Annotated in this window: 15 protein-coding genes; 10 read left to right on the plus strand and 5 right to left on the minus strand. The window is 70.6% G+C overall.

All coding sequences use genetic code 11. The annotated features are described in order from the left end of the window. Positions 1–13 precede the first annotated feature (13 nt). From NE857_RS16320 to NE857_RS16335, 4 genes are all read left to right on the plus strand, one after another. The gene (locus NE857_RS16320; protein ID WP_254421768.1) at positions 14–529 is read left to right on the plus strand and encodes an Lrp/AsnC family transcriptional regulator; all 516 of its coding nucleotides are present in this window, start codon (positions 14–16) and stop codon (positions 527–529) included. A gap of 185 nt (positions 530–714) precedes the next feature. Continuing rightward, a complete protein-coding gene (locus NE857_RS16325) occupies positions 715–1080 on the plus strand; it encodes a DUF1062 domain-containing protein (protein WP_254421769.1) in 366 nt (121 codons plus the stop codon). 152 nt (positions 1081–1232) lie between these two features. Next, positions 1233–1811 (plus strand): TetR/AcrR family transcriptional regulator, encoded by a 579-nt coding sequence (locus NE857_RS16330; RefSeq protein ID WP_254421770.1) that lies wholly within the window; start codon positions 1233–1235, stop codon positions 1809–1811. Beyond that, the gene (locus NE857_RS16335) at positions 1808–3034 is read left to right on the plus strand and encodes an FAD-dependent oxidoreductase (RefSeq protein ID WP_254421771.1); all 1227 of its coding nucleotides are present in this window, start codon (positions 1808–1810) and stop codon (positions 3032–3034) included. Before NE857_RS16330 ends, NE857_RS16335 begins: the two co-directional genes overlap by 4 nt. A gap of 272 nt (positions 3035–3306) precedes the next feature. Here the strand turns inward: NE857_RS16335 and NE857_RS16340 are convergent, their stop codons facing one another. Continuing rightward, positions 3307–4314 (minus strand): aldo/keto reductase, encoded by a 1008-nt coding sequence (locus NE857_RS16340; RefSeq protein WP_254421772.1) that lies wholly within the window; start codon positions 4312–4314, stop codon positions 3307–3309. Between the two features lie 135 nt (positions 4315–4449). Between NE857_RS16340 and NE857_RS16345 the strand changes: the two genes are divergently transcribed. Then, positions 4450–5304: a helix-turn-helix domain-containing protein gene (locus tag NE857_RS16345; RefSeq protein WP_254421773.1), complete on the plus strand. Its 855-nt coding sequence runs from the start codon at positions 4450–4452 to the stop codon at positions 5302–5304. Between the two features lie 110 nt (positions 5305–5414). Further along, a complete protein-coding gene (locus NE857_RS16350; RefSeq protein WP_254421774.1) occupies positions 5415–5954 on the plus strand; it encodes an MOSC domain-containing protein in 540 nt (179 codons plus the stop codon). 99 nt (positions 5955–6053) lie between these two features. On the opposite strand, the gene NE857_RS16355 is transcribed toward NE857_RS16350, so the two are convergent. Then, entirely contained in the window at positions 6054–6881 is an 828-nt protein-coding gene (locus NE857_RS16355; protein WP_254421775.1) for a nucleotidyltransferase domain-containing protein, read from the minus strand. 49 nt (positions 6882–6930) lie between these two features. After that, positions 6931–7671: a hypothetical protein gene (locus NE857_RS16360; protein ID WP_254421776.1), complete on the minus strand. Its 741-nt coding sequence runs from the start codon at positions 7669–7671 to the stop codon at positions 6931–6933. A 213-nt stretch (positions 7672–7884) separates the two neighbouring features. Here NE857_RS16360 and NE857_RS16365 point away from each other — a divergent pair, with 213 nt between their 5' ends. Genes NE857_RS16365 through NE857_RS16375 form a run of 3 tightly spaced genes read left to right on the plus strand, consistent with a single transcriptional unit; the run spans position 7885 to position 10684 of the window. Next, positions 7885–8712, plus strand: a complete 828-nt coding sequence (locus NE857_RS16365) for an alpha/beta hydrolase (protein WP_254421777.1) — start codon at positions 7885–7887, stop codon at positions 8710–8712. Then, on the plus strand, positions 8709–9794 hold the full coding sequence (locus NE857_RS16370; protein WP_254421778.1) for an ATP-binding cassette domain-containing protein: 1086 nt from the start codon (positions 8709–8711) through the stop codon (positions 9792–9794). The genes NE857_RS16365 and NE857_RS16370 overlap by 4 nt, the downstream gene beginning before the upstream one ends. Next, positions 9791–10684 carry an ABC transporter permease gene (locus tag NE857_RS16375; RefSeq protein WP_254421779.1) on the plus strand — a complete coding sequence of 298 codons (894 nt, stop codon included), beginning with the start codon at positions 9791–9793 and terminating at the stop codon, positions 10682–10684. The genes NE857_RS16370 and NE857_RS16375 overlap by 4 nt, the downstream gene beginning before the upstream one ends. A 238-nt stretch (positions 10685–10922) precedes the next feature. Here the strand turns inward: NE857_RS16375 and NE857_RS16380 are convergent, their stop codons facing one another. Next, the gene (locus NE857_RS16380; RefSeq protein ID WP_254421780.1) at positions 10923–11669 is read right to left on the minus strand and encodes an SDR family oxidoreductase; all 747 of its coding nucleotides are present in this window, start codon (positions 11667–11669) and stop codon (positions 10923–10925) included. 297 nt (positions 11670–11966) lie between these two features. Here NE857_RS16380 and NE857_RS16385 point away from each other — a divergent pair, with 297 nt between their 5' ends. After that, complete coding sequence (locus tag NE857_RS16385; RefSeq protein ID WP_254421781.1) at positions 11967–13364, plus strand: FAD-binding oxidoreductase; 1398 nt, start codon at positions 11967–11969, stop codon at positions 13362–13364. Here NE857_RS16385 and NE857_RS16390 read toward each other — a convergent pair. Next, the gene (locus tag NE857_RS16390) at positions 13361–14077 is read right to left on the minus strand and encodes a MerR family transcriptional regulator (protein WP_254421782.1); all 717 of its coding nucleotides are present in this window, start codon (positions 14075–14077) and stop codon (positions 13361–13363) included. The two genes, NE857_RS16385 and NE857_RS16390, sit on opposite strands and share 4 nt — an antisense overlap. Between the last annotated feature and the right edge of the window lie 43 nt (positions 14078–14120).

The raw sequence follows: 14120 nt of genomic DNA on the forward strand, positions 1-14120 counted from the left end.
GCAACATTGTTGCGTGCCCTTCTCTCCTGACCCCATCGACCATCACCTGTTGCGTCTGCTTCAGCAGGACGCCGGGCGCACCCTGCGCGAGCTCGGCGAGCAGGTGGGGCTTTCACCCAGCGCGGTCCAACGCCGCATCCGCGCCTACCGCCGGGCCGGGGTGATCACCGGCCAGGTCGCGGTGGTGGACCCGGCCGCGCTGGGGGCCACCACCCTGGCCGCGGTACTGGTGACCCTTGAGCGTGAGTCGGCCGAGCACCACGCCCGGTTCCGTGCCCGTATGCTCGCCGAGCCGCGGGTGCAGCAGTGCTACGACCTGGCCGGGCAGTGGGACTACCTGGTCATGCTCATCACCGAGAACCTGGGGGCCTGTCGCGCGTTGTCGGACCGGTTGTTCATGAACGACGCCAACGTGCGCCGCTACGACACCCTGCCGGTACTGGACCCGGTCAAGGTCGGCTTGGGAGTCCCTCTGCCCGGACCCCACCCCGGCACCCACGCCGAGACTGGTTGGGCGCACGGGTCCTGAGGCGGCTGCGCCGAAAACCAGTGGCACGGGCGCGAGGCGCTCCTCTACGTTGACGGAGCCGCCTACGAGTGGACTCGCGCGCACATGACGCCCCCCGCTCTTTGGATCTGACTTTTTCGCGCATTGGTCGCCGACGTCGCCGTCGGCTCTGTTTCCCGTGCTTTTCGTCAGTTCTTGAGAGAGTCATGTCTACGCGATCTCATTTCGTGCTGCCCTGGGTCGTGCGTCGCACGCGCCTGCCCCTGCTCGTCCTGCCCTGTGTGGACTGTGCCGACCTGGTCGCGGGCGTCCTGCTCGACCCCGCGCTCGCCGGGCGCCACGGCTTCGCGCTCGACTGGCGGGGGTGCTGGGAACTCCACGCCCCCGAGGCCTGGGAGGGTCCCTGGCCCTTGGATGTGTGGGTGACCTTCGAGGAGCCCGTGCCGGTGCGCCCCGAACAGCTCATCGCCCATGGGCTGGGGATCAGTCGCGGTGAGGTGTTGCGCAGGGTCAAGATCGACATCGGTCTCAAGCGCAGGACGATGGGGGACTTCTGCTTCGTCGTGGTGTGATCACCCCTTTGCGGGTTTCGAACCTCCCAGCGGGGTTGGGAGCCCGCAGGGCTGTACTTGGGGTGGGGTTTCGTGGCATCCTCAAAGTTGGGCGAGTGACCAAGTCGGTCGCCCAGGGCAAATGCCCAAAAGAGATTTTCGAGGGGGCACACGTGGGAACCGAACGGAGCCGACAGGTGCGCGAGCGCCTGCTCGCGGCAGCCGGCGAGCTCATCGTCGAACGGGGGTGGTCAGCGGTGAGCACACGGGTGCTGGCCGAGCGGGCCGGGGTGGGAGCCGGGCTGGTGCACTACCACTTTCCCTCGCTGAACGCCCTGCTCAACGAGGCCGCCCTGGGGGTGATGGCGGAGGTGGCCGAACAGACCCTGGCCCAGCTGGAAGGCACCACGCCCCAGGAGGGGTTGGACCTGGCCTTGGCTGCGCTGGACGCCTACCCCGGCGATGACCCCGCCTCCACACTGTTCGTCGAGGCCTACCTCGCCGCCGGGCGCGATGTCGAGTTGCGGCGCGGCATCACCGCCGTGTTGGAGCGCTTCCGCGCCCCGCTGGCCGACTGGTTGCGCGGCGGCGACATCGCCGACCCCGAGGCCACCGCCCGGGTACTGGCCTCGGCGGTGGACGGCGTCATGCTGCACCGCGCCCTGGACCCCGCACTGGACGCGGCGGCAGTCGCCCCCGTGCTGCGGCGGCTGCTGGCCCCCGCACACCCCACCGAACAGGAGCGCCGATGAGCACCACGCACACACCCCCAGGGCCCGGTCGAGCGATCGTCGTCGGCGCCGGGATCGCCGGTCTGGCCCTGGCACACCGCCTGGACCAGCACGGGTGGCAGGTTCTCGTGCTCGAGCGGGCGCCGGGTCCGCGCCCGCAGGGGTACATGATCGACTTCTTCGGGCCCGGCTACGACGCCGCCGAGGCGATGGGAATCCTGCCCCGGTTGCACGAGTTGGGCCACCACTTCACCGAGGCCGCCCTGGTCGACGAGCACGGCCGCCGGCGCGCCGCGATCAGGTTCGACGGTTACGCCCGCGCCCTGGGCGGGGAGTTGATCTCGATTATGCGCCCGGACCTGGAGCGGGCTCTGCGTGAGTCGTTGCCGGCTCGGGTGGAGGTGCGCTACTCCAGCTCTGCTGAGCACATCACGCAGGACGAGAGCGGGGTGCGGGTGCGGTTGGCCGACGGTCAGGCGGTGGAGGGTGAGTTGTTGGTGGGGGCCGACGGCATCCACTCCACCGTGCGGCGCCTGGTCTTCGGTGAGCAGGAGCGGTACCTGCGTCACCTGGGGTTCCACACGGGTGCGTTCACCTTCCACGACGCGCGGGTGCACGCTGCGACCCGGGGCCGTTTCCAGCTCACCGACAGCCTGGGCGCGCAGATGGGGCTCTACGCCTTGGAGGGGGACCGGGTGGCGGCCTTCGCCGTGCACCGCACCGGTGAGACCACACTGCCCGAGGATCCGCGGGCCGAGTTGCGTCGGGCCTACGCCGGGCTGGGGTGGATGGTGCCCCGGGCTTTGGAGTTGTGCCCCGAACCGGACCAGGTCTACTACGACCACGTCGCCCAGGTGGAGATGGAACGGTGGAGCCGGGGGCGCACGGTGCTGATCGGTGACGCCTGCCAGGCGGTGTCGCTGCTGGCGGGCCAGGGTGCGTCGATGGGGATGGGCGGCGCCTACGTGCTGGGCGAGGAGCTGGCCCGCGCGAACACCCTGGCCGAGGGTGTGGCGCGCTACGAACAACGGTGGCGTCCGGTGGTGGAGGAGCGCCAGCGCGCGGCCCGCACCGGAACCTCCTGGTTCTTGCCCAGCACCCCTGGCCGGTTGCGGTTGCGGCGGTTGTTCCTGCGCCTGTCGGCGCTGCCGGGGGTGGAGCGGTGGATGGCGGCCTCACTGTCGGGCAAGCCCTCCCGGGTGGTCAGGGACCTGGCGCCGCGCGGGAGTGCCAGGCCCGCCTGAGGGATACGGGCGCAGGGCGGTGCAGGGGGTGAGCTGTGTGCGTCTGGTGGGTCAGGGGCCGGGTGTGGGCGGTCAGTATCGCGACCAGCTTGCCAGGGGTGGGACGCCCTCCAGTGTGCGGAGTGGAGGGGCCGCTCGGCGGGGTCCGGGGGGTGCCTGGGGTGGGTGGAGACCGGACCATTGTGGCTTCCCTCCGTGCGCCACCGGACCTCGGGTCGCGCACGGCGCCCACCGTGGGAGCGGGGCGCACCGTGCGCAACCCGATGTCCGGGCTAGGGCCCGAAGGGGCGCTCGTGCGCGGGCGGGGTGGTCTCGTGGTCGCCGTTGAGCCAGGTCTGGGTGGTGGCGTTGAGGTCGTGCGGGTAGCCGGGTTCGAAGTCGGCCAGAGCGTCGATGCGTTCGATGGCTTCGGGTGGCAGGGTCACGTCGAGTGCGCCCAGGTTGTCCTTGAGTTGTTCGGTGCGGCTGGCGCCGAGGATGGGGTGGATGCGCGGGGAGCGGTGCAGGGCCCAGGCGGTGGTGACCTGGGCGGGGGTGGCGTTCACCTCCTGGGCGATGCGGGTGATGGTGCGGGCGGCGCGGTGCTGGTGTTCGGTCAGGGTGGTGGGATCCACGCGCCCGGTTGTGGTGGGGGTTGTGGTGTCGGTGTAGCGGCCGGAGAGGATCCCTGCGGCCAGGCCGTTGTAGGTGGTCAGGCTCAGTCCCAGGGTGCGGGCCATGGGTAGGAGTTCGCGTTCGATGTCGCGTTGGAGCGGGTTGTAGGGCACCTGAAGGGCGATGAAGGGGGTCCAGCCGTGTTGGCGGGCCAGGGTGTTGGCTTGGGCGATGACCCAGGCGGGCAGGTTGGAGGCGCCCACGTACAGGACCTTGCCCGCGCGTACGGCGTCGTCCAGGGCGCGCATGGTCTCTTCGATGGGGGTGTACTCGTCCCAGGTGTGGACCCACAGCAGGTCGACGCGGTCGGTGCGTAGGCGGCGCAGGCTCTGTTCGAGGGTGTGGGTGAGGTTGCGGCGGTGGCTGCCTCCGGAGTTGGCGTCGCTCGCGTCGCTGGGCAGGGTGAACTTGGTGGAGAGCACGAAGCGGTCGCGGCGGCCTTTGAGGAGTTCGCCCAGGACTTCTTCGCTGTCGCCGTAGGCGGAGGCGGTGTCGATGAGGTTGCCGCCCGCGTCCTGGTAGAGGTCGACCATGCGGCGGGCCTGGTCGGGGTTGGCGAAGGTCATGGCGCCCAGGAGGAGTTGGGAGACGCGCAGGCCGGAGGGGCCCAGGAGTTGGTGGCGCATCAGAGTTTTCCCTTGCTTGGTGTGGGTGGGTGGGTTCTTAGCTTGCTCCGGGTGGGTGGTGGGGAGGAAGGCCGCGGTGGGGCTGGCCCTGTCAGGGCCAGGATCGGGTGGGGGTCTGGCTCGTAGACTCGGCCCATGGATCAGAGCGGAATGGGTGCGTTCCTGCGGGAGTGCCGTGAGTCGACCCCGCCTGGGCGGGTGGGGTTGGCGGTGGGTGCGCGCCGTCGCACTCCGGGGTTGCGTCGGGCGGAGCTGGCCACGCTGTCGGGTGTGAGCGTGGACTACCTGACCCGGTTGGAGCAGGGGCGTGATCGCAACCCGTCGCCGCAGGTGTTGGTGGCGTTGGCTGACGCGTTGGGGTTGGCGGTGGGTGAGCGGGTGCGGTTGCGCAACCTGTCGAAGGTGGCGTCGGGTGCGGGTGCGCTGTGCCCGGGCGGGTTGCCTCCGGAGCGGGGGGTGCGGGCCGTGACGCGGGCTCTGTTGGAGCGGTTGGAGCCCGCTCCGGCGGCGCTGTTCAACCGGTTGGGTGAGACGCTCGCGCACACGAAGGGCTATGAGCGTCTGATGGGGCCGTTGGGGTTGTTGGATGTGGAGGATGACCAGCCCGCGAACCGGGTGTGGTTCGTTTTCGCTGATGATCGGGCCCGGTCGGTCTACCCGGACTGGGAGGTGGTGGCCGATGCGCGGTTGGCGGAGCTGCGTGCGGAGGCGGCCCCGCAGGATCCGCACCTGGCGCACCTGGTGGAGGAGTTGGCGATCGTGGGTGGTGCGCCCTTCACCGAGCGGATGGCGCTCCCGGAGTCGGCGCCGTTGGTGAGCGGGGTGGAGCGGCTGTCCCACCCGCAGGTGGGTGAGCTGCGTCTTTCCTATGAGCGGTGGGACGCCCAGGGCCAGTACCTGGTGGTGTACCTGCCCGCGGACCAGGCGTCGGAGGTGGCGTTGGATCGGCTGATCCGCGCTGGGTTGCGTGCGGTGGGCGGTGAGCACTGACCCAGGGGTGTGCACAGGTGTGTGGCCGGTGTGGGGTGACCTGAAAGTCGTTGGGGCGGGCTGTCTAGGCTGGGGGAGCCCGTGGAAACGCGTCCAGGAGGAGGGTGGCCATGGCCGCCGTCGTGGAGTCGGTCAGCAGCAGTGGTGAGCACACGTTCAGCAAACCCGTCCGAGGCAGTATCCGCCTGTTGGCCGGGTTGGGGGTGGAAGGGGACGCGCACCTGGGTGAGACGGTCAAGCACCGCTCCCGGGTGGCTGTGGACCCGACCCAGCCGAACCTGCGCCAGGTGCACCTGATCCACGCCGAACTCCTGGAGGAGGTGGCCCTGGCCGGGTTCGCGGTCGCGCCGGGTCAGATGGGGGAGAACATCACCACCCGCGGGATTGATCTGTTGGGGCTCTCCCGGGGCACGGTGCTCGGTTTTGGGCAGGCGCGGGTGGAGATCACCGGGCTGCGCAACCCGTGCGCGCAGATCGACGGGTTCTCCCAGGGGCTGCTCAAGCAGATGGTGTACCGGGACGAGCGGGGTGAGCTGGTGCGCCGGGCCGGTGTGATGGGTGTGGTGTTGGCGGGCGGGGTGGTCGAGCCGGGGATGGCGGTGACGGTGGTCGAGCCGGTGGGGGCGCACGTACCCCTGGAACGGGTCTGAGCGGCCCGCCTTGTGTCGCCGAGGCTGTTGCGCCCCCGGGCTCTCACCGGCTCTGGTGGGAGCCCGGGCCCGTTCTGGGCCGGGGGGTGGGCGTCTCGTTCAGGGGCGGGGGGCCTTGACGCCGTGGGTGGCGGTGTACTCCTTGGCCAGCCAGGGCGCCAGGTCTTCGACGAGTTCGCGCAGGTGGTCGGGGTCGGTGGTGGGGTGCTGGGCGGCGTGGGCCGCCGTGCGCATCTGGTCGTGGCGGTCGGGGTAATAGTGGCCGAAGACGTTCGCGGCCAGGTCCAGGTCGCTGGTCCACCCGCCCCAGGAGGGCATGACCAGGGTGAAGCCGGTGCGTACCAGGCGGCGCGAAACGCCGCGGCTGAGGGTGGTGTAGTCGGTGTCTGTGGTGGCCTGGGCGATGCGGGTGCGCCAGCGGGGCAGGGTCAGGTGCAGGTCGCCGTTGGTTTCGCGGGCCAGCAGGGTGGTGGGCCGGTAGTCGGGGAGCTGCTGGGCCAGGTCGGGGCCGCTGAGCGGGGTGCACAGGCAGGCCAGGAAGAACCCGGCGTCGTACAGTTCCAGGTCGCTGGTCAGGTTGGGCACCGAGTCAAGGAGGATGCCGCCGCCGTCGACCTGGTCGAAGGCGGCGTCGATCTCTTCTTGCAGGGCGATGGCCCGGGCACGGTCGTCTTCGGTGGGGGTGGTGTGCAGGACCACCAGTGCGTCCAGGTCCGAGACGCCGGGTGTGGCGGTGCCGCGGGGGATGCTGCCATACAGGTAGGCGCTGTGCATGCGGTCTTTGAAGGTCTCGCCCAGGCGGGTGCGCAGGGCGTCGACCACGGGGGTGAAGGCGGTGGGGACCAGGGGCAATGAGCCTTCGCGGGTGATGGTGCCGTCAGTGTGGAGTCCCTGAGTTGGGGGCAGGGGCGGTGTCGACGGTCTCATGGGGGGTGGCTCCGGTTCGCAATGGGGTTGTAGGTGGGGGAGTTGGGGTTCAGGTGATGGGGTGCCAGGCCCACAGGTTGGGTTCGACGTAGTGCCCCTGGTCGGCGGCCAGGTCGATGGTGACGGGGGACAGTGCGCCCTCCACGACGTGTGGTCCGCTGCCGGGGAAGTCCATGCCGGTCCACTGGTGCCAGTCGGCAACGGAACCCTGCACCCGCATCGAATTCTCGCAGGGGTGGAGCAGGTGTGCGCCCATGCGCTGGTGCACGCGTAGCCACGGGTCGAAGGCCAGTCCGTCGCAGGGGCGGGTCCAGGTGGCGTACTCGGCCATGGGGATGAGCGGGTAACGGTGTTTGAGGGTGGGCCGCAGGGGTGCGGCCAGTGCGGACAGGCCGTGGTCTGCGGCTGTTTGGCGCAGGGCCCGGGCCATGCGGGTGCTGACCCCGGTGCCCTGGTGGTGGGCGGAGACCGCGATGTACAGGGCCGAGGCGATGGTGGGGGTGCGCCCGGCGGCCTTGTCGGCCAGGGACTGTTCGAGCGCCCAGTCGTAGCCGCCCCCGGGCAGGTCGTCGGGGGTTCCGTGCCAGGCCAGGGGGACGGCGTGGGCGCGGGCGATGACGTCGTCGCCGTTCAGCAGGGCGAGCTGGTAGTCGCCGAACTCCTCGGCCAGGTCGCCCCAGAGTTCCTCGGCGGTGGTGTCGTGGAACATCAGTTCGGGGCCGGGGTTGAGTTCGGGGCGCTCCAGGACCTCGGTCAGGTCCGGGCGCTGGGCCAGGGTCACGATCTGCATGGGGGCATGCTCGCAGGGCCCCGAAGCGGTGGGCAAGCGAATTTGTGCTGTTCAGGGCGTTTGCTCGGGTGTGAGGTAGTGCTGGCACCACTGCTGGTGGTGGGTGGGAGTGGACCTGCAAGAGGGTGTCTGCGTCATCGCGGCAGGGGCGGTGGCGTCTCTAGCGTGGAATTCATCAGAAAGCCTGTTGTCCGCGCAACTTCGGGGAGATTCATGGTCACGGCGGGCCCATCCACCAACTCGGTCACTACCCCGCTCCGCTACGGGCGCGCTCTGGGGTACGGCGTTCGCCTGCTGGCCTGTGACGGGACCGAGGACGGTCGGATCGTGGAGGAGTTGGGGGACGCGGCCACCGCGGATCACATCGCGGTCCTGGTGCCGGGTAACGACAACTACCTGGGTAACTACTTCAACCAGAAGCGGGCCACACGGCCGCGCGCCAACGCCCAGACGCTGCTGGAGACCATGGGTGAGGTGGCGCCGGGTGAGCGGGTAGCGGTGGTGGTGTGGGTGGGGTACCGGACCCCGCGCGGGTTCGGTGAGGCGGTCTCGCGCCGTCCGGCGCTGGAGGGGGCCCGGGACCTGGTGCGGTTGACCCGGTTCCTGCCCAGTTCGGCGCGGGTGACGTTGGTGGGGCACAGCTACGGCACGGTGGTGTGCGGCCTGGCCCTGGGGCAGGGGCGGGTCAGTGACTGTGTGGCGTTGGGCAGTCCCGGGATGGGGGCGCGTTCGCGCCAGGAGTTGGGGTTTTCGGGGAATCTGTGGGCGGCGCTGGGGCCCAGTGACTGGATCCGGTTCTTTCCGCGGGGGCATGTGGGCGAGATCGGGCACGGCCCCTCGCCGATGCGGCGCGGGTACGGGGCGCGGGTGTTCGAGACCGGTGACATTTCGGGGCACTGCTCCTATTACCGGCAGGGCAGTGAGTCGGTGCGCAACATCGCGCGGATCGTGTTGGGGCGTTATGAGGAGGTCACACCGGTGGTTGTTCCGGCTCCGCGGCGGCCGCTTGGTGAGTACACCGGGGAGGTGGTGGTCTCGTGAGCGGCCGGACGAGTGGCGAACCGGTGATCGAGGCCGAGGGGCTGCGCAAGCTCTACCCGGGTGGCAGGGTCGCCTTGGACGGGGTGGACCTGGCGGTGGAGCCGGGGACGGTGCACGGTCTGCTGGGCCCCAACGGGGCGGGTAAGACCACCTCGGTGCGGGTGCTGGCCACCCTGTTGGGGTTCGACGGGGGGCGGGCCCGGGTGGCGGGGGCGGACGTGGCCACCCAGGCGCGGCTGGTGCGGTCCCGGATCGGGTTCGTGGGCCAGTACGCGGCGGTGGACGAGATCCTGAGCGGGCGGCGCAACCTGGAGATGTTCGGTCGCCTGTACCACCTGGGGCGGAGGCGCTCCAGGGAGCGGGCCGTGGAGTTGTTGGAGCGTTTCGACTTGACCGGGGCCGCTGATCGGTCGGTGCGCACCTACTCGGGTGGGATGCGCCGCCGGTTGGATCTGGCGGCCGGGTTGGTGCTGGATCCGCGGGTGTTGTTCCTGGACGAGCCCACCACCGGGTTGGATCCGCGCAGCCGCGCCGAGGTGTGGCGGGCGGTGCGTGAGCTGGTGGCGGCGGGCACCACGGTTCTGTTGACCACCCAGTACCTGGAGGAGGCCGATCGGTTGGCTGATCGGGTCTCGGTGGTGGATTCGGGGCGGGTGATCGCCGAGGGCAGCCCGGAGGAGTTGAAGGAGCGGGTGGGCGGTGGGCGGGTGGAGGTCGTGGTTGCCCGGGCCGAGGAGCTGTCGGTGGCCGCGGAGGTGTTGGGACGGGTGTCGGGGGCGCGGCCGGAGGTGGATGTGGACGCGTTGGGTGTGCGGGTGTCGATGGGTGGGCGCGGTGCGGCGCTGACCAGGGTGGTGCGGGCTCTGGACGAGGCGGGTCTGGACGTGGAGGACATCGCGTTGCGGCGTCCCACTCTTGATGATGTGTTCCTGAGTCTGACCGGGGAGCAGAATGCGGGGCGGCAGGGCGGTGGCGTTCAGGTGGGCTCGGGCAGTGCGCTCCCCGGGGGTGGAGAGGCAGGACTGAGGGGTCCCGACCAGCCGGGTGCGAGCTGTCGCGGGGCGAAGGAGGAGCGGTCATGACCATCACGCCGACCAAACCGGTGCCGGGCGGGCAGGAGGTACCCGAGCTGACCGGCCACGAACGCGAGCCCCGGGGTCCGCGTGTGTGGGTGCGCCGTGCGGGGTGGGCGGTGGCCGACTCGACGGTGGTGGCGCGCCGCTACCTGGCGCACCTGGTGTACAAGCCCGACGAGGTCGTCGGCACGTTGATGATTCCGGTGCTGGCGGTGCTGTTGTTCGGTTTCGTCTTCGGGGAGGCGATGGGCGCGGCCATGGGGGTGGGCGGTGAGGACTACCGTGACTTCCTGATGCCGGGGCTGTTCGCGCTCACCATGGCGTTCGGGATCGGGAACACGACGATCGCGGTGGTCACGGATGTGGGCCGTGGTGTGGTGGACCGGTTTCGGACGCTGCCGATGGCGCCCTCGGCGCTGTTGGTGGGGCGCAGTATGGCGGATGTGGTCTCGGCCGTGGTGGACCTGGTGGTCCTGGTGGGGATGGGGTTGCTGATCGGGTGGCAGTGGCACAACGGGCCGGTGGCGGCGTTGGCCGCGCTGGGGTTGTTGTTGCTGCTGCGGTTGGCGTTCACCTGGATCGGGATCTACCTGGGGTTGCTGGTGCGCAGTCCTGAGGCGGCGATGAAGTTCTTCTCGCTGGTGTTCCCGCTGGCGATGGTGGCTGAGACGTTCGTGCCCACCGAGGTGATCCCGGGCTGGTTGGCGCCGGTGGCCGAGTGGAACCCGTTGTCGGCGACGGTGTTGGCCTGCCGTGAGCTGTTCGGCAACACCACGGTGGTGGGTGAGTCGTGGGTGGCTCAGAACGCGTTGTTGATGGCGGTGGTGTGGCCGCTGGTGCTGTTGGCGGTGTTCGTTCCGCTGGCGCTGCACCGCTACCGCAAGCTGAGCAGCTGAGTCCCGGGGACGAGGTCTGGGGTGCGTGCGGGGGTGCGCACCCCGCCTCTTCTTTGCGCGCTGCTCGGCCGGCTGCCGGGTCTGGTCAGTGGGGTCCGGATCTCGGTACACCCAACTCTGTGGGTCCTGGGGGCGGCCAGGGCGGCCGGGGCGGCCCTCAAACGCTCGTCGAGGATCGCGCTGACCTGTTCGAGGCTGAACCGGGGGCGGGGTGTGGGAACCCGAGGCGCCGGGTGTGTCATTGGTTGCGGGTCAGGTACTGGGCGAAGGTGGTGCGGCCCACGGCCTGGTCGGGAGTCAGGTGGGCGCCGGATCGGTAGGCGGCGAAGGTGGCCCCGGGTAGGCGCAGTGGGAGCAGGCGGCGCGGGGTACGGGTGGTGTCCAGGTAGGTGCGGGCCAGGTCGTGGAAGGACTCGATGTTGGGTCCGCCCAGGTCGGGGACGCGTCCGGCGGGTTCTTCCAGGGCCAGGCGGACCAGGCGCAGGGCGACCTCGGCGGGGTCGATGGGCTGGACGTCGATGTCGGGATAGGGCATCACGGGCAGGCGGGCGGACCGGGCGCAGATGTCCGCGATGAGGGGGTGGAACTGGGTGGTGCGCAGGATGGTCACGCCCAGGCCGGAGGCGAGCAGGGCTTCCTCGACGGTGTGTTTGGCGCGGTAGTAGCTCAGGGGGATCCGGTCGCAGCCCACGATGGAGATGTAGACCAGGTGGGTGAGGCCGGTGGTGCGGGCGGCGCGGATGAGGTGGGTGGCGGCCTGGATGTCGCCGCCGGTGGGGCTGGTGGCGCAGTGCACGACGGTGTGGACGCCGGTCAGGGCCTGGATGAGTCCCTGACCGGTGCGCAGGTCGACGGCGTGGGCGGTGTCGGCCAGGGTGCCGGGGTGGCGGCTCAGGGTGTGTACCGGGTGCTCGGTGCGGCGTAGTTGTTCCACGACGGGGATGCCCAGGGTTCCGGTGGCGCCGGTGACCAGGATCGTGTTCAAGTCCCCACCTCCGCGGCCGCGGTTGACGCCGACTGTTGCTGGTGCTTGTCGGGCTTTGGTGGTCCAAGCTAGCACCGTCACGGGGTGGCTTTGGGGACTTTTGGTGGGGTTTCGTGGTGTGTCATCTCAGGCTGGCCGGGTGCGGGCGTCGGGCGGGAGTTCGGCACCTGGCGCTCTTGGGGTGGTGCGGCGTGCCAGCACCCGGAAGGCATGGGGTGATGGGGCCACTTGTCCGGTTAGAGTGCTGGGCAGCGTCAGCGCAGTGAGCGCCGACACACAGTGGTGAGGAGCGTGCCCATGTCCGGGGTCGTCGAGGAGCTGTTGGCCGCGATCGGGACGGAACAGGTGGTCACCGATCCCACGGTGGTACAGGGCTACTCCCATGACGAGGCCGAGTGGGCGCCCTATGGGACTGCGGCCGCAGTGGTGCGTCCCCGCCACACCGCCGACGTCGCCGCGGTGGTGCGGATCTGCGCCGAGCTCGGGGTTTCGGTGGTCGGGCGCGGGGCCGGGACGGGCCTGTCGGGTGCGGCCAACGCCGGTCAGGGCTGGGTGGTGGTCTCCTTCGAACGGATGAACCGGGTGCTGGAGGTGGACCCCGTCCAGCAGACCGTCACCGTCCAGCCGGGTGTGGTCAACAACGACCTGCGCGAGAGGGTCGCCCAGGACGGCCTGTGGTACCCGCCCGACCCCGCTTCGGCGCCGTGGTCGACGATCGGCGGGAACGTGGCCACCAACGCCGGCGGGCTGTGCTGCGTCAAGTACGGCGTCACCCGGGACTACGTGCTGGGTATGGAGGCCGTGGTGGGCACCGGTGAGGTCGTGCGGCTGGGAAAGACCACCGCCAAGGGCGTGACCGGGTACGACCTGGCCGGACTGATGGTGGGTTCGGAGGGCACGTTGGGGCTGGTCACCGAGGTGACGTTGCGCCTGGTGCCGCTGCGTCGGGGTGTGGAGCACACCGTGGTGGGCTACTTCGACTCCCTGGCCGACGCCGGGCGCGCGGTCGCCGCGGTCTCGGCGGCGGGGATCGTGCCCTCGGCACTGGAACTCATCGACCGGTTCTGCCTGCAGGCCGTGGACGAGTGGAAGAACATGGGCCTGTCCGCTGAGGGCGAGGTACTGCTGTTGGCCCGCAGTGATCTGCCCGGGGTGTCGGGGCAGGAGGAGGCCGACCGGATCCTGGAGTGCTTCGAGCAGGAGAAGGCGGTCTACGCGGTGCGCTCCACCGACGCCGAGGAGGCCGAGGCGCTCTTCCAGGCGCGACGGCTGGCCTATCCGGCGCTGGAGCGGTTGGGGCCGCTGCTGACCGAGGACGTGTGCGTGCCCAAGGCGCAGGTGCCGCACATGCTGGAGGCGATCGAGGCGGCCGGGGAGCGCTTCGACACCAAGATCGGCAACGTCGCCCACGCGGGCGACGGCAACCTGCATCCCCTGTTCATCGTCCCGGCCGGGGACGAGGAGGCCAAGAACCGGGCCAAGCAGGCGTTCGAGGTGATCGTGGACCAGGCCCTGGCGGTGGGCGGGACGGTCACCGGTGAGCACGGGGTCGGGCTGTTGAAGATGCGCGGCGCCGCCGACGAACTGGGGCCGCAGGTACTGGCGATGCACCGGGCGGTCAAGGACGCGCTGGACCCCAGGGGCATCTTCAACCCGGGCAAGGTCTTCGCCGTGGAGGAGGGCCAGCCGGGTTAGCGGGTGTACTCGGCGTACTCGTTCAGGCGGGCGGCGGCGGTGAGCATGGCCCGTGAGCGCCGGGTGAGTTCGGCGCCGCGCTGGGCCAGGGCGGCGCGCAGGGCCTGGCTGCCGCCGCTGCGTCGGAGCTCGTGGATGACCGGAGGGATGTCGGGGAGCGGGTAGCGGACCTGGCGCAGCAGGTGCACCATCCGGGCCTCGCGCAGGTCGGCTGGGGTGTACAGGCGGTATCCGGTGGGGTGTTCGCGCTTGGGGGCGAGCAGTCCGGCGTCCTCCCACACCCGCAGGGTGGAGGTGCGCACTCCCAGGTGGTCGGCGACCTCACCGATGCGCAGGTCCCCGGTGGGCGCGGCCGATACCTGGGAGGGCTGTTCGGCGACCTCCGCCAGGGCCTGGCCGGTGGTGTGCAGGGCGGTGCGCTCCTCGTGCAGGGTGTGGTGGGCGGCGTCGATCAGTGCCAAGGCCCGGGGCAGGTCGCCCGCGTGCACGGCGGCCATGATCTGGCGGGCGGTGGCACCGCCCAACCCCGCGCTCAGAGCCCGGAAGGTGAGCAGGGCCCGGAGGTGGCGTTCGGTGAAGACCCGGTACCCGGCGGGGGTGCGTGCGGTCGGGGGCAGGACGCCCTCGTCGGCGTGGTTGCGCACCTGCTGGGTGGAGATCCCGGCGGCCCGGGCCAGGTCGATGGGGCGCAGCCGGTCGCGGGGCTCGTCCAACGTGTGTTCCTCCCGGGAGTGTGTGCTGGCCAGGATAGGGCGA

This window comes from Nocardiopsis exhalans (genome assembly GCF_024134545.1).
Lineage (GTDB): Bacteria > Actinomycetota > Actinomycetes > Streptosporangiales > Streptosporangiaceae > Nocardiopsis > Nocardiopsis exhalans.